This window comes from Caulobacter flavus (genome assembly GCF_003722335.1).
Taxonomy (GTDB): Bacteria; Pseudomonadota; Alphaproteobacteria; order Caulobacterales; family Caulobacteraceae; genus Caulobacter; species Caulobacter flavus.
Genome location: NZ_CP026100.1, coordinates 3,998,809 through 4,017,310 on the forward strand (window position 1 = coordinate 3,998,809; position 18,502 = coordinate 4,017,310).

Here is an 18,502-nt window from a genome sequence, read left to right on the forward strand (position 1 = left end):
CTCAGGTATGAACGCCCTGCAGCGGGAGCTGGCGACAGCGCCCGTGGCCCCGACCGTGCTCATCGTCGAGGACGATCCCGCGCTGCGCACCCTGCTGATGCGCCTGCTGCGCGAAGAGGGCTTCCAGCCGCTCAGCGCCGCGCACGGCGGCGAGATGGCCCGCGTGCTGGAGACCAACACGGTCGACATCATCCTGCTCGACGTGATGATGCCGGGCAGCAACGGCTTCCAGCTGTGCCGCAGCCTGCGCAAGGAAAGCGACGTGCCGATCGTCATGCTCAGCGCGCGCGATGACGAGAGCGACCGCCTGATCGGCCTGGAGCTCGGCGCCGACGACTACATCGGCAAGCCCTTCAGCAAGAAGGAACTGATCGCCCGCATCCGCGCCATCCTGCGCCGCACGCAGGGCGGGGCCCAGGCCAGCCAGCCGCGCGGCGCCCAGCAGATGGTGTTCGCCGGCTGGCAGCTGGATCCGGGCCGTCGCGAGCTGCTGTCGCCGGACGGCGCCTTCGTCGACCTCTCGGGCGCCGAGTTCGACCTCCTGTTGGCCTTCCTGTCCTCGCCCCAGCGGGTGATCGGCCGCGAGCGCCTGCTTGAGATGTCGCGTGCCCGCATCTCCGACGCCTCGGACCGCAGCATCGACGTGCTGGTCAGCCGCCTTCGCCGCAAGCTTGCCGTCAGCGGCCAGGCCGAGTCGCTGCTGCGCACCGTGCGCGGCATCGGCTACATCTTCACCGCCCAGGTGGAGCGGCGATGAAGCCTCTGCGGCTATGGCCGCAGCGTCTGGTCGGCCAGGTTACCCTGGTCCTGATGCTGGCCGTCGCCCTCGAGTTCATCGGCAGCTCGATCCTGTTCGAGAACAGCCGGATCTACCCCAACCGCAACAACCAGGTTCAGCGCGCCGCCGAACAGCTGGTGACCGCCGAAGCCATCCTCGAGACCCGTCCCGAGAACGAGCGCATCGCCCGCGCCGCGGGCCTGTCCAGCCGCTCCAGCCAGCTGGAATGGACGCCCCTGCCCCACCTGGTCGATCGCGAGCGCTCGGCCGAGCGCAAGCTCAAGGACCAGTTCCGCGCCGCCGAGCCCAGTCTGGCCCGGCGCGAGCTGCGGATGAACGCCGAGATCGACCGCACCCTGCCGCGCGACACCCACCTGAAGGTGGCGCTGAAGATGCGCGACGGCACCTGGCTGACCATGAAGACCAAGATCCGGGCCGCCCCCTGGGCGGTGCTGCTCAGCAGCGTCGGTTCGGCCTTCATCCTGGGCCTGGGGGTGATCACCGCCGCGGCCCTGGTGCTGCGCAATCTCAGCCGTCCGCTGCGGGCGCTGGCCGAGGCCGCCGACAAGGTCGGCCAGGGGGCGCGGGTGCGGGTGGCCGAGACCGGCGCCGGCGACCTCAAGATGGTCGCCCAGGCCTTCAACGCCATGCAGGATCGCATCGCCGGCCTGCTGCAGGCCCGTACCGAGGCCCTGGCCGCCGTCGGCCATGATCTGCGCACGCCCCTGGCCCGCCTGCGCCTGCGCGCCGGCTTCGTCTCCGAGACCTCGGCCCGCGAGGCGCTCGAGGCCGACGTCGACGAGATGACCGGCATGCTCGACTCTCTGCTGGCCTATCTGGGCGGCCAGGAGGACCCCGAGCCGCCGCGCCGCACCGACATCGCCGCCATCGCCATGACCCTGGTCGACGACGCCACCGACTCCGAGCGCGTGGCCAGCTATGACGGTCCCGAGCACCTGCCGGTGCGGGCCCGTCCCCTGTCGCTGAAGCGCGCGATCAGCAACATCGTCGAGAACGCCCTGCACTACGGCGGCGAGGCCGTCCTGACCCTGGGCCGCGAAGGCCGGATGGTCGTGCTGGCCGTCGAGGACAACGGTCCCGGCATCCCGGAAAGCGAACTGGCCCACGTGCTGGAGCCCTTCCACCGCCTCGACAGCGCCCGCGCCCGCAACACCGGCGGCCTGGGTCTGGGGCTGACCATCGTCCAGCAGATCCTCAAGCGCGAGGACGGCGAACTGATCCTGCGCAACCGCCCGCAAGGCGGCCTGCGCGCCGAGATCCGCCTGCCCGCGCTCTGAGATCCTCCCCCTCTGGGGGAGGCAGCGCCAAAGGCGACGGAGGGGGCCGTTTTCAGATTCCGAGGCGCCGCCGGATCACCGCGGGGCTATTGATCCTGCCCGCCCGGGGGAAAGGCTGGCCCTTGGGTTGAAATAGCACCCGCGCCTCTGGCCCCTTCGAGACAAATGATGCGGCGGAGCGGTCGCCGAAGCCGAAACGCTAAAACAAATCACGGTCTCCGGGCTCCGCCCGGCCGCTCCGCGCCTCCCCATCAGCTTTCGTGGATTTCCACGGGAGTGCGAAGGCCCGTGCCTGCGCTACCCCCCTCCGGCCCTCTGAGCCACCTCCCCCAGAGGGGGGAGGATCTAGCCGAGCAGATGCTCCCCCTCTGGGGGAGCTGTCGCGGAGCGACTGAGGGGGCCGCCGAAGGCGGCTGCGATCACCATCAGAAAGCCCCGTCTCGGAAACCCTTTGTCACAAAACCCGCTGCGTCGCAGCAAAGACGGAAACCCACCTTCCATGTTGCGTGGCGGTTCAGGCCGCGCGCGCCGCGGCGTCCGTTACCCCTTTCCCCGGACGCCGCGGCCATCGCATGGAGGTTCCTCTTGGAACAGTTTCTCGAACGCGCCGCCCTCTTCCGCGGCCAAGTCTTTCCGGCTCAAAGCGCGCTGTACGAGCGCCTGGCCAGCCACGGCCAGAGCCCCTCGGCCCTGATGATCTCGTGCGCCGACTCGCGCGTCGTGCCCGAGCTCATCACCCAGGCCAATCCCGGCGACCTGTTCGTCTGCCGCAACGCCGGCAACATCGTGCCGCCGTTCAGCCAGGCCAACGGCGGCGTCTCGTCGGCCGTCGAATACGCCGTCATGGCGCTGGGCGTCCGTGACATCGTCGTCTGCGGCCACTCCGACTGCGGCGCCATGAAGGCGTTCTCGAACCCCGCCGCTCTCGAAAAGATGCCCAACGTGGCCGCCTGGCTGCGCCACGCCCACGCCGCCCACAGCGTCGTCTGCAACGCCTATCACGGCCTCGACGAGCACGGCACGACCCGCGCCCTGTCGCTGGAGAACGTGGTCGTGCAGATCAATCATCTGCGCACGCACCCGTCGGTGGCCTCGGCCATCGCCCAGGGCAAGCTGACCCTGCACGGCTGGTTCTTCGAGATCGAGACCGGTCAGATCCAGGCCTACAACGGCGACAGCGGCCAGTTCGAACTGGTTCGTGAAGGCTCGCCCCTGCCCGTCGCCCAACGTCCGGCCAAGCGCATGGTCGCCGCCGACCATCTGGGCATCGCCGCCGAATGAGCAACGCCGCCGTTTCCTCCCCGAACGGCGCGAAGCTAGGGTTCGGCGCGATCTTCTCGCGTGACCTGACGGCTTCGATCGTCGTCTTCCTCGTGGCGATGCCCCTCTGCATGGGCATCGCCGTCGCCTCGGGCGTTCCGGCCGAGCGCGGCCTGATCACCGGCATCATCGGCGGCATCGTCGTCGGCGCCCTGGCCGGCTCGCCCCTGCAGGTCAGCGGCCCCGCCGCCGGCCTCGCCGTCATCGTGTTCGAGATCGTGGCCAAGCACGGCCTGTCGACCCTCGGCCCGATCCTGGTGCTGGCCGGTCTGGTCCAGCTGGCCGCCGGCGCTCTGCGCATGGGCCAGTGGTTCCGCGCCATCTCGCCGGCCGTCGTGCACGGCATGCTCGCCGGCATCGGCGTGCTGATCGTCGCGGGCCAGTTCCACGTGCTGTTCGGCGACAAGCCGCGCGCCAACGGCCTGGAGAACCTGCTGGCCATCCCCGGCGCGATCACCGGCCTGTCGGTCTCGACCTTCGGCGCCGCCGAAGCCGCCCTGCTGGTCGGCGTGGTCACCATCGGTTCGATCCTGCTCTGGGAGAAGATCCGTCCGGCCAAGCTGAAGCTGGTTCCCGGCGCCCTGCTGGGCGTGCTGGCCGGCACCTTCGTGGCCATGGGCTTCGGCCTCGACGTCCAGAAGATCGCCGTTCCGGAATCGATCGCCGGCGCCATCGCGATCCCGGGCATGGCCGACTTCGCCAAGCTCGCCGATCCGATGATCATCCTCACCGCCGTGGCGGTGGCGTTCATCGCCTCGGCCGAGACCCTGCTGTCGGCGGCCGCCGTTGATCGCATGCACGATGGTCCGCGCACCAAGTACAACAAGGAGCTTGGCGCCCAGGGCGTCGGCAACCTGCTGTGCGGCCTGGTCGGCGCCCTGCCGATGACCGGCGTGATCGTGCGCAGCTCGGCCAACGTGCAAGCCGGCGCCGTCACCCGCGCCTCGGCCATCCTGCACGGCGTGTGGATCCTGGCCTTCGTCGCCCTGCTGCCCTTCGTCCTGCGTCAGGTCCCCAGCGCCGCCCTCGCCGGCGTGCTGGTGGTCACCGGCTGGAAGCTGGTCAGCCTGGACCACGTCCGTCACCTGTTCGCCCGCTACGGCCTGCTGCCGGCGCTGATTTGGGCCGCGACCTTCGTCATGGTCGTCGCCACCGACCTGCTGACCGGCGTGCTGGTGGGCCTGGCCCTGACCGTTGTCGAGCTGCTGCCGAACCTGAAGCGCATGCGCCTCAAGATCGCCCAGCAGGACGTCGGCGAGAAGGAACAGGAAATCCGCCTCGAGGGCGCGGCGACCTTCGTGCAGCTGCCGAAGATCACCAAGGCCCTGGACGCGGCTCCCGACGGCGGCGTCGTCCGCCTCGACACCCGCGCCCTGACCGTCCTCGACCACACCACGACCGAGGTGCTGAGCGAGTGGGTCAAGAGCAAGGAGCGCACCGGCTCCAAGGTCGAGCTGCCCAACGCCTGCGTGTTCGGCGAACGCCTGCGCGCCGCAGGCGCCCACTGACCTCACCCAGCCGCCCCGGGGCCGAGTCCGCTCGGTCCCGGGGTTCTTTTTCGTTTGAAGACCGCCAGAGACTTTCGATGAACAAGGCCCAGGAACGCGCCGCCGACATGGCCGCCCAAGTGCTTTGCGCCTACCTGCAGAACAACGTCGTCTCGGCCGACGAACTGCCCGACCTGGCCGCCCGCACCTATGCGGCGCTGGAGGCGGTGTTCTCGACCCCGGCCGCCGAGCCGGTCGAACGCCCCAACGCCGACGAGATCGCCGCCAGCATCACCCAGGACGCCATCGTCAGCTTCGAGAACGGCCGCCGCTATCGCTCGCTGAAGCGCCACCTCAACAGCCTGGGTCTCACCGAGGAGGAGTATCGCTCCAAGTGGGGATTGCCGGACGACTACCCCACGGTCGCCGCCAGCTTCTCGGACCTTCGGTCGAACGTGGCCCGCGCCAACCATTTCGGCACGCGCCGCTGAGCCCAAGGAAAAAGGCCCGCCGATCCGGCGGGCCTTTCGCGTTCTTACCAGGCGCCGGTGTTGGGCATCGAGACCCACGGCTCGGCCGGCTCCAGGTGACCGTCCTGCAGCAGCTCCACCGAGATGCCGTCGGGCGAGCGGACGAAGGCCATGTGGCCGTCACGCGGCGGGCGGTTGATGGTCACGCCCAGGTCAGCCAGGCGCTGGCAGGCCGCGTAGATGTCGTCGACCTGATAGGCCAGGTGGCCGAAATTGCGGCCGCCCTGATAGTCCTCCGGGTCCCAGTTGAAGGTCAGCTCGACCAGCGGGGCCTTGCGTTCCCTGGCCTTGTCGGCGTCGCCCGGGGCGGCGAGGAAGACCAGGGTGAAGCGGCCCTTCTCGTTCTCCATCCGGTACATCTCCTGCAGGCCCAGGCCCTCGCAGTAGAAGCGCAGCGAAGCGTCGAGATCCTTCACGCGGACCATGGTGTGCAGATAGCGCAAGGCGGCCTCCAGATGTTGCGAAGCGCCGATATAGCCGATCGCCTACTGCGCCGCGACCTTGCCGCGTGTCTGGCGCCGCCAGAGCGCGGCGTACTCGCCGTCGGCCGCCAGCAGCGCCGCGTGCGGACCATGCTCGACCACCTTGCCCCGGCGCAGAACCAGGATCTCGTCGGCGTCGGCGATGGTCGACAACCGGTGGGCCACCACCAGGGTCGTGCGCCCTTCCCGGGCCTTGCGCAGCGTCGCCTGGATCGCCGCCTCGGTGCGGCTGTCCAGCGCGCTGGTGGCCTCGTCCAGGATCAGCACGCGCGGATCGGCCAGCAGCGCCCGGGCGATGCCCACCCGCTGACGCTCGCCGCCGGACAGCTTCAGGCCGCGCTCACCGACCTTGGTCTCCATGCCCTCGGGCAGGCCGCCGATGAAATCGCCCAACTCCGCCGCCCGCGCCGCGCCCCAGATTTCTTCCTCGGAGGCGTCCGGCCTGCCGAACGCGATGTTGGCCGCGATCGTGTCGTTGAACAGCGCCACGTCCTGCGGCACCAGCGCCACGGCGCGGCGAAGCGAGCCCTGCTTCAGGGCGCGCAGGTCGTGACCGTCCAGCGTGACCCTTCCGCCTTGCGGGTCGATCATCCGCAGCGCCAGCCGCACCAGCGTCGTCTTGCCGGCGCCCGACGGACCGACGATGGCCACGGTCTGGCCCGGCGCGGCCGTGAAGCTGACCTCGGAGAGGCCGTCCGATCGCGCGCCATGGCGGAACGACACGCCTTCGAAGGCCACCGCGCCGCCGCGCCGATCGCCCGCCGGCGGCAGGTCGACGGCGTCCGGCGCGTCGGCGACGTCCGCGCCCTGCCGGCGCAGCTCCATCATCGCCTCCATGTCGATGAACGACTGGCGGATCTCGCGGTAGGCGAAGCCGAGGAAGTTCAGCGGCTGGTACAGGTTCACCAGGATCAGCACGACGGCGGTGATGTCGCCCGGGCCGATGCGGCCGTGCGCGGCCTCCGAGCCCGCCAGCACGGCCATCACGGCCAGGCCCAGGCTCATGATCAGCGACTGCACCACATTGAGCAGCGACAGCGAATTGGTCGCCTTGATCTGCGCCGCGCCATAGGTCGAAAGCGCTCCCTCGTAGGCCCCGACCGCCCGGTCCTCGGCGCCGAAGGTCTTGACCGTCTCGTAGTTCAGCAGCGCGTCCACCGCCCGGCCCGCGGCCTCGGCGTCGGCCTCGTTCAGTTCGCGCCGGTGGGAGATCCGCCAATTGGAGATCGAGAAGGTCAGGACGCCGTAGATCACCACGGTGACGATGGCCGTCGCGGCGAACCGCCAGTCATAGGCCCGCGCCAGCACGGCGGCGGCCAGGACCAGTTCGACCAGGGTCGGGGCGATGTTGAACACCAGGCCCCTGATCAGGAAGTCCATGGCTCGCGCGCCGCGGTCGATGGTTCGCGACAGCGCCCCAGTGCGCTTGGTCTGGTGGAAGTCGATCGACAGCGACAGGGCGTGAGCGAAGGTCTCGGTCGCCGCGCGGTTCTGGGCGGCCTGGGCCACCGGCGTGAACACCGCGTCCCGGGCCTGGGGGGCGGCCGCCGAAATGAACCTCACGCCCGCCCAGCCCAGCGCCAGGGCGGCGAAGGACAGCGTCACCTGCGTCGCCGCGCCCTGCCCGGCCGTCAGCCGGTTGACGGCCGCGCCGAGCAGCAGGGGCGCAGCCACGCCCAGCGCCTTGCCCGCGAAGGTCAGGGTCAGGGCCGCAGTCAGCCGCCAGGCCAGGCCCGGCGCCCGCGACCTCAGGACCAGCCGCAGCAGTTCGGCCAGCGCGGCCCACCCGGAAACGGGCCTGGTCGCGTCCGGCGCGGTCCGGGCGCTGTCGCGACCGGCCGAGGCGAAGCCCCTCACCGCGTCTCTCCGGGCGCGTACAGCACGGTCGTCTGGACGCCGCCTCCGGGGGTCATCCAGTCGGCCCGCCAGCCGTCGTCCAGGCGCTCGGCGCGCAAGGGACCGGCGGTCAGCGGACCGGGCGCGGAGACGGCGATGCGCACCAGGTCCTCGCCGCCTTCGCCAGCCACCTGCACGGCGTGCTCGCCATGAGACAGCGGACGGGTCAGAGAAAAGCTGAAGCGCCCCTGGGCGTCGACCTTGGCCTCGGCCTGGGTGACGCGGTCGACGCGCACGCCGAAGCCCGCGCCGGGACGTCCCACGCCCGAGATGACCGCCCCGCCCTCCTGGTCGAAGTCGATCGCCAGGATCCGCAGGGAATCGGAAGGACCAGCCAGCGGCTCGGAGCCGCCGCCGGCCTTCAGCAGCGCCACGGCGCCCTCGGGCGTGACCAGCACGTAGCCTTCGGCCTGCACGGTCCGCCCTTCGCGGGTCATGGACAGGCCGAACAGCCGGGGCTCGAGCGCGCCGGGCAGGACCGCGCGCCAGAGCCCCGAGGCGTCGGCCTCCGCGCTGATCGCCTCGCCCGTGGGCGAGCCAAGCCTGACCGAGGCGCCGGCCGCGGCCGACCCGGACAGCGCCACGCCGCCGCCCTGGACCGCCGCGGTGACGACCTTGGGCGGCGCCAGATAGGCCGCTTCGGGGTCTCGGACCGGTTGCGCGGCGGGCGCGGCGCGTCCCCAGTCGCGTCGCCCCTCCTCGCCGCAGGCCCCAAGGGTCGCGACGAGGACCAAGGCCAGCGGCCACGACTTGAAAGCGGCCTTGCGAATCCCGATCATGCGCCTTCCAGATCCTGGGGCGGTCGCTACGACCGCAGCCCTAAACGCCATGGCGCGCCCTTCCCGACGGGAGCCGCGCCTTTTCTTTTGTTGGAGTGGACGACGATGCCCGACCTGTCTAGCCGCCTGGGGTCGGTCTGCGTCTACTGCGGCTCTTCGAACACGGCCGATCCGGCCTATCTGGAGGCCGCCCACCAGATCGGCGGCGACTTCGCACGCGCCGGCCTCAAGCTGGTCTACGGCGGCGGCGGCGTCGGCCTGATGGGCCAGGCCGCGCGCGGCGCGCACGAGGCCGGCGGCAAGGTGCTGGGGATCATCCCGGAATTCCTGCGCGGCCGCGAAAAGCCGTTCGACGACGTCGAGACGGTGATCGTCACCTCGATGCACGAACGCAAGATGCTGATGTTCGAGCGATCCGACGCCTTCGTGGTGCTGCCCGGCGGCATCGGCACGCTCGAGGAGATCATCGAACTGCTGTCCTGGCGGCGCCTCGACCTGCACCGCAAGCCGATCGTGTTCCACAATCCCGACGGCTTCTGGGACCCGCTTTTCGCGCTTCTCAAGCACACGATCGACCGGGGCCTGACGCCGCCCGCCCTGGCGACGGCCTGGGTTTCCGTCGAGGCGGCCCAGGATGTCACTCCGGCCTTGCTGGCATGGGGTTTGGACGTTGATCGCGATCGCGAGATCGACGTTCGGCGATTGACTTAGTTTTCAATAACAACGAACAATGTGATCAGCGTCCACTTATAAATAGGACGCGGGGATAGGAGATGTCCATGCGTATGCTTCTGCTCGGCGGTCTCGCCGCAGCTTCCCTCGTCGGCGCGGCCCAGGCCGCGACTTCGGAAGGCGCCATGCTCGTTCTGAAGGCGCCGCCGGCCAAGGCCGAACTGATCCAGGACGGCGCGATGTGGCGCTGCACGGGAACGGTCTGCAAGGCTCCGGCCGTGAAGGCCCTGCCCGCCGCGCGCAGCTGCCGCAAGGTAGTCGCCGAACTGGGCGCCGTCTCGGCCTTTACCTGGCGAGGCGAAGCGCTCGACGCCGCCGGCGTCGAAGAGTGCAACGCGGCCGCCAAGCCGTAAGCCTCCTCGAAATCACGAAATTCAGCGCCATCCCGGCCAGGCCGGGATGGCATTTTCTTTGACGCTACTTCCGGTCCGAGGTCTTTGGCGTCCGCGGGGGCCGCTTGGAAGCTCCCGGACGGGGTCCGACCAGCATCCCGCCCATCAGGGCGAAGGACAGCATGGCGTGGTTCATCTTCGTCACGTTCATGGCGGCGTCTCCTTGACCAGCCCGGAGCGTCGCACGAGGCTCCACGTGTTACGGGACCGGCTCCGCGACCGGCCCAGCCAGAAAGAGACGCGCGCGGCTTACAGGGGCTCGCACCCTCCTAGTCGTCAGCGCGTCGAGGCAAGGATGCGCCAGCTTTGCCGCGAGACAAGTGAAATATTCCGAACCCGGATGATATCCGCGCACTGACGATCGACTTGAAGAGCGCCTGGAACGATCTTGGCGATACTTTCCGTTCACGTATGGGGTCAGTGCAGCGTCGCGCCTTCGCGCTCATGCTGATCGAGCGTCGGCACCACATCGCCGGCGCCTGGCCTGCCGGCCGAGGCGATGATGTTGGCGGCGGCGCGCAGCATCACGGGCTCGATGCGTTCGGCCTCGCAGCCGACCAGTTCGGCGGCCAGTTCGGGCAAGTCGGCGCACAGGCGCAACTGGCCGGCGATCCGTTGCAGGGCGAAGCTTTCCTCCAGCGCCGGATCATTGGCCACGACGCCCACCAGCAGCGAAAGCACGGTCTCCAGCTTGTCGGCCCTGGCCTTGGCCTCACGCGCCTGGTCGAGCAGCAGCCGGGCGCTGGAATCCATCGCTTCCAACGTGTCGGCGAGTTTTTCCGGAGAGAGGCCCATGAGCATTTCGGGGCGGAGCATCGTGTTCACCGTGCGGTCCATCGGGTGGTCTGCTGCGTTGAACGGTCGCACTCGTCCCGGCGGGGCGGGCAAAATGTCGGGCGCACGAAAAAGGCCGCCCGCGTCGGCGTGACGCAGGCGGCCTTGGCTCCCGAGGCTGGGTGCTCAGTACGCGGCTCAGGCCGCCGCGCCGAACGACAGCCCCTCGTAGCGGCGCAGATGATGATCGACCGAGCCGAACAGGCCTTCGATTATCGTGCCGCGCTTGAAGTAGTGACCGATGGCCAGCTCGTCGGTCATGCCCATGCCGCCGTGGATCTGGATGGCGTTCTGGCCGACGAACTTGAGCGCCCGGCCGATCCGTACCTTGGCGGCCGAAACGGCCTTGGCGCGCTCGGCGTCGCTCTCGTCGAGCTTGATGGTGGCCATGTAGGTCATCGAGACCGACTGCTCGAGTTCGATGAACATGTCGACCATCCGGTGCTGCAGCACCTGGAAGTCGGCGATGGCGCGGCCGAACTGCTTGCGTTGCTTGGCGTAGTCCAGCGTGCCCTCGTGCAGCTTGCGCAGCACGCCCACGCCTTCGGCCAGGCTAGCGGCGGTGGCCTCGTCGATCACCTTGTCGACCAGCGGCAGGCCCGCGCCCTCCTGACCGACCAGGGCGTCGCCCGGCAGCGAGACGTTCTCGAAATAGACTTCAGAGGCGCGACCGCCGTCGACGGTGGGGTAGTCGCGGGTGACGACGCCAGGCAGGTTCTTGTCGACCAGGAACACCGACACGCCGGACGTCTCGCGCTGGCTGCCGCCGGTGCGGGCGGTGACGACGAAGTGGCTGGCGAACGGCGCGCCGACCACTACGGCCTTGTGGCCGTTCAGGGTCCAGCCAGCGCCGTCCTTCCTGGCCGTCGTCTTCAGGTCGCTCCATGTATAGCGGCCTTGCGGCTCGGCGTAGGCGAAGGCGATCGTCGTGGTCCCGGCGACGATGCCCTCGATCACGGCGGCGGCGTTCGCATAGCCCGAGTGCTTCATGAAACCGCCGCCGATGACCACCGTGCCCAGATAGGGCTCGATCACCAGGGCTTTGCCGAATTCTTCCATGATGATCATGTTGTCGATCGCGCCGCCGCCCAGGCCGCCCAGCTCCTCGCTGAACGAGGCGCCCAGGATGCCGAGCTCCTCGGCGAACGCCTTCCAATAGTCGGCGCGCCAGCCGCTGTCCGACGCGACGATCTTGCGGCGGGTCTCGAAGTCGTACTTGTCCTGCAGGAAGCTCGCGACGGTGTCGCGGACCATCGACTGCTCTTCGGTGAAGTTGAAGTCCATCCCTTAGGTCCTTGTTCTTGCTGGCCCCGAGGCGGCGTTCCGCTCGGCCTGCTAGGGGCGTGATCGAATGGTTGGCGAAGCTCCCTCCCCCGCTGGGGAGAGGGAGTTTCGAGCTAAATCAGAGGCCCAGCACCATCTTGGCGATGATGTTGCGCTGGATCTCGTTGGAGCCGCCGTAGATCGACGTCTTGCGGACGTTGAAATAGGTCGGCGCGGCGCGGTGGGCGAAGTCCGGACCGATCGGATGGGCGTTGTCGCCGTCCTTGGGGAAGCCGCGGAAGTAAGGCGCGCCGTAGTGGCCGGCGGCTTCGAGGGCCAGTTCGGTGATCCGTTGCTGGATCTCGGTGCCCTTGATCTTCAGGACGCTCGACTCGGGTCCAGGCCCCTTGCCCGCGGCCTCGCCGGCCAGGGTGCGCAGTTCGGTGTACTCCAGGGCCGCCAGGTCGATCTCGAGTTCGGCGATCTTGCGCTTGAACATCGGGTCGCGGATCAGGGCGTCACCCTCGTCCGACAGTTCGGTCCGGGCGATCTGGCGGATGCGCTCGATGCCGCGCTTGGAGCGGGCGACGCCAGCGATGCCGGAGCGCTCGTGGGCCAGCAGGAACTTGGCGCAGGTCCAGCCCTTGTTCTCGTCGAAGATGCGGTTCTCGACCGGCACCTTGACGTTCTCGAGCCAGACCTCGTTGACCTCGTGCTCGCCGCCCAGGGTGATGATCGGGCGGACGGTCACGCCGGACGACTTCATGTCGATCAGCAGGAACGAGATGCCTTCCTGGATCTTCGCGTTCGGGTCGGTGCGGACCAGGCAGAAGATCCAGTCGCCGTGCTGGGCCAGGGTGGTCCAGGTCTTCTGGCCGTTGACCAGGTAGTAGTCCTTGCCGTCGTCGCCGGTGAAGCGCTCGGCCTTGGTCTTGAGGCTGGCCAGGTCCGAACCGGCGCCTGGCTCGCTATAGCCCTGTGACCACCAGATCTCGCCCGACAGGGTCGGCGGCAGGAAGCGTTCCTTCTGCTCGGGCGTGCCGAAGGTGTAGATCACCGGACCGACCATGTTGATGCCGAACGGCAGGATCGGCACGCAGTCGGCGCGGGCGGTCTCTTCCGACCAGATGTAGCGCTGCACCGAGGTCCAGCCCGGGCCGCCGTACTTTTCCGGCCAGGCCGGGGCCACCCAGCCCTTCTGCGCCAAGGTGCGGTGCCAGGAGAGGAAGTCCTCCTTGGACATCTCCTCGCCCTCTTCCTGGCGCTCGCGCAGGCCTTCCGGATAGTTCTGCGCGATGAAGGCGCGAACCTCGTCGCGGAAGGCCAGGTCTTCGGGCGAAAAATCGAGGTTCATTGCGCGCTCCCGAACAGGCCGGCTGAGCCGGCGTCTTGTTGTTTCGGAGCGATGATAGGGGTCGAACGAGCGTTTGGAAAGATGACGCGAAGGTCAACGTAAACGTCGTTCACCCATCGTGGTCAGCGAACCTCGCAGGCGAGGCGCACGAGGGCCAGCGCCGACACGCCGCCGACGCCTTCCTCGTCCTCGATCTCCAGCGAGACCAGCGGCGACTTGCCCAGCTTGGCCAGCAGGCGGGCGTGGCCTGCTCCGCCGACATGGGCGGCCACCGCGTGGGCGATCAGGTCGGGATCGACGGCGTGCAGTACGGCGGCGGCGGCGGCGGCGGCATAGCCGTCGAGCAGGACGGGAATCTTCTGCACGCGGGCGGCGAGGATGGCGCCGGCCACGGCGGCTGTCTCGCGGCCGCCGAGCTGGCGCAGCGCCTCGAGCGGATCGGAAAGGTCGCTTTCGGCGCGCGCGCGTTCGACGGCGGCGGCCACGTCGGCGGCGACTTCGCCAATCGCCCAGTCCGAGGCCTCGCCGCCGAACAGGGCCAGGGCGATGGCGGCGGCGTCACGATGGGCTTCGGCGGCGATGACGCCCGGAATCAGCAGGTCCGGCTGCTTGGCGAGCGCCTCCATGCCGAAGGCCATGGTCGCGGCGCACTCCTTCTCGCTCATCGAGGCCTTCTGGCGCGCGTCGGGCGTGGGGCGATCGATGGCGAGGTCGAAGGCCTCCAGGCCCGCGCCCTGCGAACCGGCCATGCGGCTGACCGTGGCTCCGCCGGCGGCGATGGTTTCGAGGCGATCGCGGGCATAGCCGCGCGGACCCACGCCTTGTCGCGCGCCGGCGTACAGCGCCACCACGGGCCGGTTCACCGACGGCGGCGTGCGGCCGGTCCAGGCGGTGAGCCAGGTCGAGATCTCGGCGAGACGGCCGCCGTCGGCCGGCGGTACGAAAACGCCAGGCGCCGGAAGATCGGCGGCCAGGCGGCGGATGTCGGCGAAGGGCGAAGCGGCGGCGGGAGCGTTCATGGTCGCCGACTTAAGCCAGTCCGCGCCCTATGCAAGCGCATAGGACGCGGAAAGTGGTCGAAGAAGAACTCGGATCAGCTGGCGGTCAGCTCCTTGCACGCCCCATCGAGCTCCTGGATCAGGCTGGCCTTGGTGGCTTCGTCGGCCTTGGCGGCGGCGCGCTTGGCGTCGGAGCGGGCGGTGTCGGCGCGGTCCGAGGTGAAGACGTGACGGCCGGGGCGCTGGACCTTGATGAACTGCTTCAGGGCGGCCGCATCGGCCTCGCCGAGCGTCTTGGCCTCGGTCAGGCCCAGGCAGCGATTGGCCTGGATGAACTGGGCGTCGGTGACGCGCTCGGCGGCCAGCGCCGGAGCGGCGACGGCGGCGATCGAAGCGGCGGCGAGCAGGATGGTGGCGATACGCATGATGGTTCCCTCTGGATTGAAAATCTGGGCGCGGAGCCGCATCGCGTCCGGCGACTTGCGCCCGACGCCGCGGATGGCGACATTCGGTCATGACTTCAGAAAACCGCCCGCCCCGCCCCATCGTCACGCCCTGCATCAAGGTGTGCGCCGTGGATGGTGCGTCCGGCTTCTGTCTCGGTTGTCGGCGAACCCTGCAGGAAATCGCCGGCTGGTCGCGCTACAGCGACGAGGAGCGTGCGGAGATCATGGCCTCCCTGCCCCTGCGCCCCGATCCGATGGAGAGCCTGATGGCCGCCCAGTCGGCTGCGCGTAACTGATTGAACTTCAGGTTCTCGAGAGCATCTCTTGGATCTTCATCTAAGTTTTCCCCGAAGCGTCCGTTTGGCGAAGATGAAGATGACGATCCCGCTTCGAGCTTTGAAGTTAAATCCAGTCCATGAACTTTATTACATGTTCGCCTGACAATGTTACGGCGAGTTAATTGGCGCCAAGCGCAGCAACTTGTTAACCAAATAAATTCGCACTCCGATTCACCGCTTGCAAACGTCTTTCCGGCTAAGGTCCCGGTCAAAGGTCGTAGAAACGACCGAAAAGCCTGCAAGGCAGGGGTGTCTTCGATGTTCAAGTTCACGGCGATCGCGATTGTCGGTGCGCTGTCGGCGGTAGGTGCGGCCAAGGCCGTGACCACGCTGGACAGCACGCTCCGCAAATCCCCCCAGACCGTCCCCGCCACGGCCGCCGCCGCGACTCTCGGCGACGCCGGCGCCGCGCAGCTGACCAAGGGGCCTGACGGCCATTTCTGGGCCGAGGCCAAGGTCGACGGCCGCGCCGTGCGGTTCCTCGTCGACACCGGCGCGACGGCCGTCTCGCTCAGCAAGGCCGACGCCCAGCGCCTGGGCATCGACGTGACCAAGCTCAACTACGAATACGACGTCGTCACGGCCGACGGCCGCACCCGCGCCGCCTCGGTCAAGCTGGGCAGCGTGGCCATCGCCGGCGCCAAGGTCGCCAATGTCGACGCCCTGGTCATCGAGAGCGGCCTGGAGACCTCGCTGCTGGGCATGAGCTATCTGGGCCGGCTTTCCCGCTTCGAAGCCACGCCGCGCTCGCTGATCCTTCACCCCTGAGGCCGCCGGGCGCATGATCGCCCGGAATTCTTGCACGATCCTGCGAGAGCAGCCGCGCACGCATGGGCGCCGGCGCGGGTTTGCGCTAGTCTGCGACCATGCTCAACACTTCAGCGCCGGCCCAGGCCGGCTGCCCTCGCCATCCCGCTCTGGCCGAGGCGATTGAACGATCCGTCTCGACCGACGGCGTTCATCCGACCGCGATCGCGGGCATGTGGCTGGCCCGCATGTCGGAGCCCAGCCCGCCCGTGCATGGCGTCCACGAGGCCGCTGTCTGCATCATCGCCCAGGGGCGCAAGCAGGTGATGCTGGGCGAAGAGGTCTATGTCTACGACCACGCCCGCTTCCTTGTCGTGTCGGTGGACGTGCCCGTCGTCGGCCAGGTCATCGAGGCCAGCGCCGACGCGCCCTATCTGTGCGTGCGGCTCGACATCGATCCGCGGCGACTGAACGAGCTGATCCTGGAGATCGATCCGGGGCCGGTCCGCAATGCGCCCGCGCCCAGCCTGGCGCTCAGCCCGACCACGCCCGAACTGTTCGACGCCGTTGTGCGGCTGGTGCGACTGCTGGAGAACCCCGCCGACATCCCCGTCCTGGCGCCGCTGATCCAGCGGGAGATCCTCTACCGGCTGCTGCGCACCGACCAGGGGCCGCGCCTGCGCGAGATCGCCGCCTGCGAAAGCCGGCTGGGCCAGGTCTCGCGGGCGATCCTGTGGCTGAAGACCAACTATCAGCGCCCGTTCCGCATGGACACCCTGGCGGCCGAGGCGCGGATGAGCCCCTCGGCCCTGCACCAGCACTTCAAGGCGATCACCGCCATGAGCCCGCTGCAGTACCAGAAGCAGTTGCGACTGCAGGAGGCCCGGCGGTTGATCCTGGCCCAGGGGCTGGACGCCGCCACGGCGGGGCACAACGTCGGCTACGACAGTCCTTCGCAGTTCAGCCGCGAGTACAGCCGCCTGTTCGGAGCGCCGCCGCTTCGCGACGCCACGCGGCTGCGCTCGCGCCCCGAACTCGTCAGGACTGCGTGACCGCGCCCACGTCTTGGGAAACCGCCGGCGCGACGCCGGCGGCGGCGTCATAGGCCGCCTGGTCGAGAATGCCTTCCTGCTTGGCTACCAGCGTGGGCACCAGGGCCTGGCCGGCGACGTTCACGGCGGTGCGGCCCATGTCGAGGATCGGATCGATGGCCAGCAGCAGGCCCGCCCCTTCGAGCGGCAGGCCCAAGGTCGACAGGGTCAGGGTCAGCATGACCGTGGCGCCGGTCAGGCCGGCGGTCGCGGCCGAGCCCAGCACCGAGACGGCGACGATCAGGGCGTAGTCGGTCAGGCCCAGCGGCAGGTGGTAGAACTGGGCGATGAAGATCGCTGACAGAGCTGGATAGATGGCCGCGCAGCCGTCCATCTTGGTGGTCGCGCCCAGCGGCACGGCGAAGGCGGCGTAGGCGCGCGGCACGCCAAGGCCCGCCTCGGTGACGGTTTCGGTCAGCGGCAGGGTGCCGATCGACGAGCGCGACACGAAGGCCAGCTGGATCGCCGGCCAGGCGCTGGCGAAGAACTTCAGCGGGTTCAGGCCGTGCGCCGTCAGCAGGATCGGATAGACGACGAACAGCACGAGCCCGAGACCCAGATAGATCGCGCCGGTGAAGGCCCCGAGCTGTCCGAGCGTGGTCCAGCCGTACTGAGCCACGGCGTTGCCGAGCAGACCGACCGTGCCGATCGGCGTCAGGCGGATCACCCAGCTCAGCACCTTGCGCACCACGGCCAGCGCCGAGGCGTTGAACGCCAGGAAGCCCTCGCCGGCCGGGCCGACCCGCAGCGCGGCGATGCCGGCCGCCAGGGCGATGACCAGGATCTGCAGCACGTTGAACGACAGCGAGGTGCTGGCGCCGGTCTCGCCGACCTTGGTCGAGGCGTTGAGGCCCAGGATGTTGGACGGCACCAGGCTGGTCAGGAAATCGAGCCAGGAGCCGTTGGTGCGGGGCGCGGCGGCGGTCGCCGCGTCCAGCGCGGCGTGGGCGCCCGGCTGCAGCACGACGCCCAGGGTGATCCCGATGGCCACGGCGATCAGCGCGGTGACGGCGAACCAGAGCAGGGTCTTCCAGACCAGCCGCGCGGCGTTCTGCAGTTCGCGCAGGTTGGCGATGCTGGCGACGATGGCGGTGAAGACCAGCGGCGGCACCAGCACGCGCAGCAGCTGGATGAAGATCGAGCCAACCTGGTGCAGGGTCTCGGCTAGGGCATGACCGGCCTGCCCCTCGTCGACGCCCAGGCGACGGGCCAGGAGGCCCAGCGCCAGGCCCGCGACCATGCCGACGAGGACCTGCACGCCGAAGCCGCTGATGAAGCGGCTGGAAGGGGCTGTCGCCTGGGCCATGGGTCGTTCCTGCTCACATTCGGCGGTGATCAGTCGCCGTTCAACTAACGAAACACCGAAACCCCGGCGATGACGCGCATCACCGAGCTTCGAAACTGGAATTTCCTGCTCGCGCATAAGAGCGCGGCGGTCGAACCAGTTTTTGTGCGATCCGGCGCCAGCCAAACTGAAAGCTCCACTACTCCGGTCGGAATTAGGGGCGGCGGCGTGTCACATGGTAAACGCGCGGCCCGCTCCCTAGAGTGGCCGCGCCCCCTTCCCCGTTTCGAGTTTCCGGAGCCGCCATGAGCCTCTCCTTCCTCTTCGGCGCGATCATCGGATCCGGCCTGTTCATCCTGCTCGGCCGCGGTCCGGTCGAAAAGCTGCTGGCGGTGATCCAGGAGCGCGTCGGCAAGCGCTGAGAAGTTCCAAGCGACACCGGCTGATATTGG

At 69.0% G+C, this 18,502-nt stretch carries 20 protein-coding genes; 10 read left to right on the plus strand and 10 right to left on the minus strand.

All coding sequences use genetic code 11. From position 1 onward, the window contains the following. Positions 1–7 precede the first annotated feature (7 nt). The 5 genes from C1707_RS18220 (at position 8) to C1707_RS18240 (ending at position 5,374) form a co-directional block, all read left to right on the plus strand. On the plus strand, positions 8–757 hold the full coding sequence (locus C1707_RS18220; protein WP_058349953.1) for a response regulator: 750 nt from the start codon (positions 8–10) through the stop codon (positions 755–757). Further along, the gene (locus C1707_RS18225; protein ID WP_101713089.1) at positions 754–2,076 is read left to right on the plus strand and encodes an ATP-binding protein; all 1,323 of its coding nucleotides are present in this window, start codon (positions 754–756) and stop codon (positions 2,074–2,076) included. Before C1707_RS18220 ends, C1707_RS18225 begins: the two co-directional genes overlap by 4 nt. A 585-nt stretch (positions 2,077–2,661) precedes the next feature. Next, positions 2,662–3,357 (plus strand): carbonic anhydrase, encoded by a 696-nt coding sequence (locus C1707_RS18230; protein WP_101713090.1) that lies wholly within the window; start codon positions 2,662–2,664, stop codon positions 3,355–3,357. Further along, positions 3,354–4,904 carry a SulP family inorganic anion transporter gene (locus tag C1707_RS18235; RefSeq protein WP_101713091.1) on the plus strand — a complete coding sequence of 517 codons (1,551 nt, stop codon included), beginning with the start codon at positions 3,354–3,356 and terminating at the stop codon, positions 4,902–4,904. The genes C1707_RS18230 and C1707_RS18235 overlap by 4 nt, the downstream gene beginning before the upstream one ends. 77 nt (positions 4,905–4,981) lie before the next feature. Then, a complete protein-coding gene (locus C1707_RS18240; RefSeq protein WP_205686787.1) occupies positions 4,982–5,374 on the plus strand; it encodes a Ros/MucR family transcriptional regulator in 393 nt (130 codons plus the stop codon). A gap of 44 nt (positions 5,375–5,418) precedes the next feature. Here the strand turns inward: C1707_RS18240 and C1707_RS18245 are convergent, their stop codons facing one another. The 3 genes from C1707_RS18245 to C1707_RS18255 are packed head-to-tail and all read right to left on the minus strand — an operon-like array spanning position 5,419 to position 8,570. Further along, on the minus strand, positions 5,419–5,856 hold the full coding sequence (locus C1707_RS18245) for a VOC family protein (RefSeq protein WP_101713092.1): 438 nt from the start codon (positions 5,854–5,856) through the stop codon (positions 5,419–5,421). A gap of 42 nt (positions 5,857–5,898) precedes the next feature. Beyond that, positions 5,899–7,824 carry an ABCB family ABC transporter ATP-binding protein/permease gene (locus tag C1707_RS18250; protein WP_101713110.1) on the minus strand — a complete coding sequence of 642 codons (1,926 nt, stop codon included), beginning with the start codon at positions 7,822–7,824 and terminating at the stop codon, positions 5,899–5,901. Next, positions 7,749–8,570 (minus strand): hypothetical protein, encoded by an 822-nt coding sequence (locus tag C1707_RS18255; protein WP_101713111.1) that lies wholly within the window; start codon positions 8,568–8,570, stop codon positions 7,749–7,751. Before C1707_RS18255 ends, C1707_RS18250 begins: the two co-directional genes overlap by 76 nt. 105 nt (positions 8,571–8,675) lie before the next feature. On the opposite strand from C1707_RS18255, the gene C1707_RS18260 reads away from it, so the two are divergent. After that, positions 8,676–9,281 carry an LOG family protein gene (locus tag C1707_RS18260; RefSeq protein ID WP_101713093.1) on the plus strand — a complete coding sequence of 202 codons (606 nt, stop codon included), beginning with the start codon at positions 8,676–8,678 and terminating at the stop codon, positions 9,279–9,281. 68 nt (positions 9,282–9,349) lie between these two features. After that, the gene (locus tag C1707_RS18265; protein ID WP_101713094.1) at positions 9,350–9,655 is read left to right on the plus strand and encodes a DUF8200 family protein; all 306 of its coding nucleotides are present in this window, start codon (positions 9,350–9,352) and stop codon (positions 9,653–9,655) included. 64 nt (positions 9,656–9,719) lie between these two features. Here C1707_RS18265 and C1707_RS26795 read toward each other — a convergent pair whose 3' ends face one another. The 6 genes from C1707_RS26795 to C1707_RS18290 form a co-directional block, all read right to left on the minus strand. Further along, positions 9,720–9,845 (minus strand): hypothetical protein, encoded by a 126-nt coding sequence (locus C1707_RS26795; RefSeq protein ID WP_240633737.1) that lies wholly within the window; start codon positions 9,843–9,845, stop codon positions 9,720–9,722. 266 nt (positions 9,846–10,111) lie between these two features. Then, a complete protein-coding gene (locus C1707_RS18270) occupies positions 10,112–10,531 on the minus strand; it encodes a hypothetical protein (protein WP_240633738.1) in 420 nt (139 codons plus the stop codon). 135 nt (positions 10,532–10,666) lie between these two features. After that, positions 10,667–11,812, minus strand: a complete 1,146-nt coding sequence (locus C1707_RS18275) for an acyl-CoA dehydrogenase family protein (RefSeq protein ID WP_101713095.1) — start codon at positions 11,810–11,812, stop codon at positions 10,667–10,669. Positions 11,813–11,930: 118 nt separating this feature from the next. Beyond that, positions 11,931–13,145: an acyl-CoA dehydrogenase family protein gene (locus C1707_RS18280; protein WP_101713096.1), complete on the minus strand. Its 1,215-nt coding sequence runs from the start codon at positions 13,143–13,145 to the stop codon at positions 11,931–11,933. A 122-nt stretch (positions 13,146–13,267) separates the two neighbouring features. Beyond that, a complete protein-coding gene (locus C1707_RS18285; protein WP_101713097.1) occupies positions 13,268–14,164 on the minus strand; it encodes a nicotinate-nucleotide--dimethylbenzimidazole phosphoribosyltransferase in 897 nt (298 codons plus the stop codon). 74 nt (positions 14,165–14,238) lie between these two features. After that, complete coding sequence (locus C1707_RS18290; protein ID WP_145998370.1) at positions 14,239–14,568, minus strand: hypothetical protein; 330 nt, start codon at positions 14,566–14,568, stop codon at positions 14,239–14,241. Between the two features lie 89 nt (positions 14,569–14,657). On the opposite strand from C1707_RS18290, the gene C1707_RS18295 reads away from it, so the two are divergent. The 3 genes from C1707_RS18295 (at position 14,658) to C1707_RS18305 (ending at position 16,726) form a co-directional block, all read left to right on the plus strand. Continuing rightward, the gene (locus C1707_RS18295; RefSeq protein ID WP_101713099.1) at positions 14,658–14,885 is read left to right on the plus strand and encodes a DUF1289 domain-containing protein; all 228 of its coding nucleotides are present in this window, start codon (positions 14,658–14,660) and stop codon (positions 14,883–14,885) included. Between the two features lie 300 nt (positions 14,886–15,185). Then, positions 15,186–15,695 carry a TIGR02281 family clan AA aspartic protease gene (locus tag C1707_RS18300; protein WP_101713100.1) on the plus strand — a complete coding sequence of 170 codons (510 nt, stop codon included), beginning with the start codon at positions 15,186–15,188 and terminating at the stop codon, positions 15,693–15,695. A 98-nt stretch (positions 15,696–15,793) separates the two neighbouring features. Further along, entirely contained in the window at positions 15,794–16,726 is a 933-nt protein-coding gene (locus tag C1707_RS18305; protein ID WP_101713101.1) for an AraC family transcriptional regulator, read from the plus strand. Here the strand turns inward: C1707_RS18305 and C1707_RS18310 are convergent. Continuing rightward, positions 16,713–18,071 carry a dicarboxylate/amino acid:cation symporter gene (locus tag C1707_RS18310; protein ID WP_101713102.1) on the minus strand — a complete coding sequence of 453 codons (1,359 nt, stop codon included), beginning with the start codon at positions 18,069–18,071 and terminating at the stop codon, positions 16,713–16,715. The two genes, C1707_RS18305 and C1707_RS18310, sit on opposite strands and share 14 nt — an antisense overlap. Positions 18,072–18,502: the final 431 nt, after the last annotated feature.

Excerpts from the sequence above, each read along its gene's own strand:
- C1707_RS18280 (WP_101713096.1), bottom strand. The coding sequence starts at position 13,145 with ATGAACCTCGATTTTTCGCCCGAAGACCTGGCCTTCCGCGACGAGGTT.
- C1707_RS18295 (WP_101713099.1), top strand. The coding sequence starts at position 14,658 with ATGACTTCAGAAAACCGCCCGCCCCGCCCCATCGTCACGCCCTGCATC.
- C1707_RS18225 (WP_101713089.1), top strand. The coding sequence starts at position 754 with ATGAAGCCTCTGCGGCTATGGCCGCAGCGTCTGGTCGGCCAGGTTACC.
- C1707_RS18240 (WP_205686787.1), top strand. The coding sequence starts at position 4,982 with ATGAACAAGGCCCAGGAACGCGCCGCCGACATGGCCGCCCAAGTGCTT.
- C1707_RS26795 (WP_240633737.1), bottom strand. The coding sequence starts at position 9,845 with ATGAACGTGACGAAGATGAACCACGCCATGCTGTCCTTCGCCCTGATG.
- C1707_RS18270 (WP_240633738.1), bottom strand. The coding sequence starts at position 10,531 with ATGGACCGCACGGTGAACACGATGCTCCGCCCCGAAATGCTCATGGGC.
- C1707_RS18275 (WP_101713095.1), bottom strand. The coding sequence starts at position 11,812 with ATGGACTTCAACTTCACCGAAGAGCAGTCGATGGTCCGCGACACCGTC.
- C1707_RS18305 (WP_101713101.1), top strand. The coding sequence starts at position 15,794 with ATGCTCAACACTTCAGCGCCGGCCCAGGCCGGCTGCCCTCGCCATCCC.
- C1707_RS18290 (WP_145998370.1), bottom strand. The coding sequence starts at position 14,568 with ATGCGTATCGCCACCATCCTGCTCGCCGCCGCTTCGATCGCCGCCGTC.
- C1707_RS18255 (WP_101713111.1), bottom strand. The coding sequence starts at position 8,570 with ATGATCGGGATTCGCAAGGCCGCTTTCAAGTCGTGGCCGCTGGCCTTG.
- C1707_RS18285 (WP_101713097.1), bottom strand. The coding sequence starts at position 14,164 with ATGAACGCTCCCGCCGCCGCTTCGCCCTTCGCCGACATCCGCCGCCTG.
- C1707_RS18310 (WP_101713102.1), bottom strand. The coding sequence starts at position 18,071 with ATGGCCCAGGCGACAGCCCCTTCCAGCCGCTTCATCAGCGGCTTCGGC.
- C1707_RS18235 (WP_101713091.1), top strand. The coding sequence starts at position 3,354 with ATGAGCAACGCCGCCGTTTCCTCCCCGAACGGCGCGAAGCTAGGGTTC.
- C1707_RS18260 (WP_101713093.1), top strand. The coding sequence starts at position 8,676 with ATGCCCGACCTGTCTAGCCGCCTGGGGTCGGTCTGCGTCTACTGCGGC.
- C1707_RS18220 (WP_058349953.1), top strand. The coding sequence starts at position 8 with ATGAACGCCCTGCAGCGGGAGCTGGCGACAGCGCCCGTGGCCCCGACC.
- C1707_RS18300 (WP_101713100.1), top strand. The coding sequence starts at position 15,186 with ATGTTCAAGTTCACGGCGATCGCGATTGTCGGTGCGCTGTCGGCGGTA.
- C1707_RS18265 (WP_101713094.1), top strand. The coding sequence starts at position 9,350 with ATGCGTATGCTTCTGCTCGGCGGTCTCGCCGCAGCTTCCCTCGTCGGC.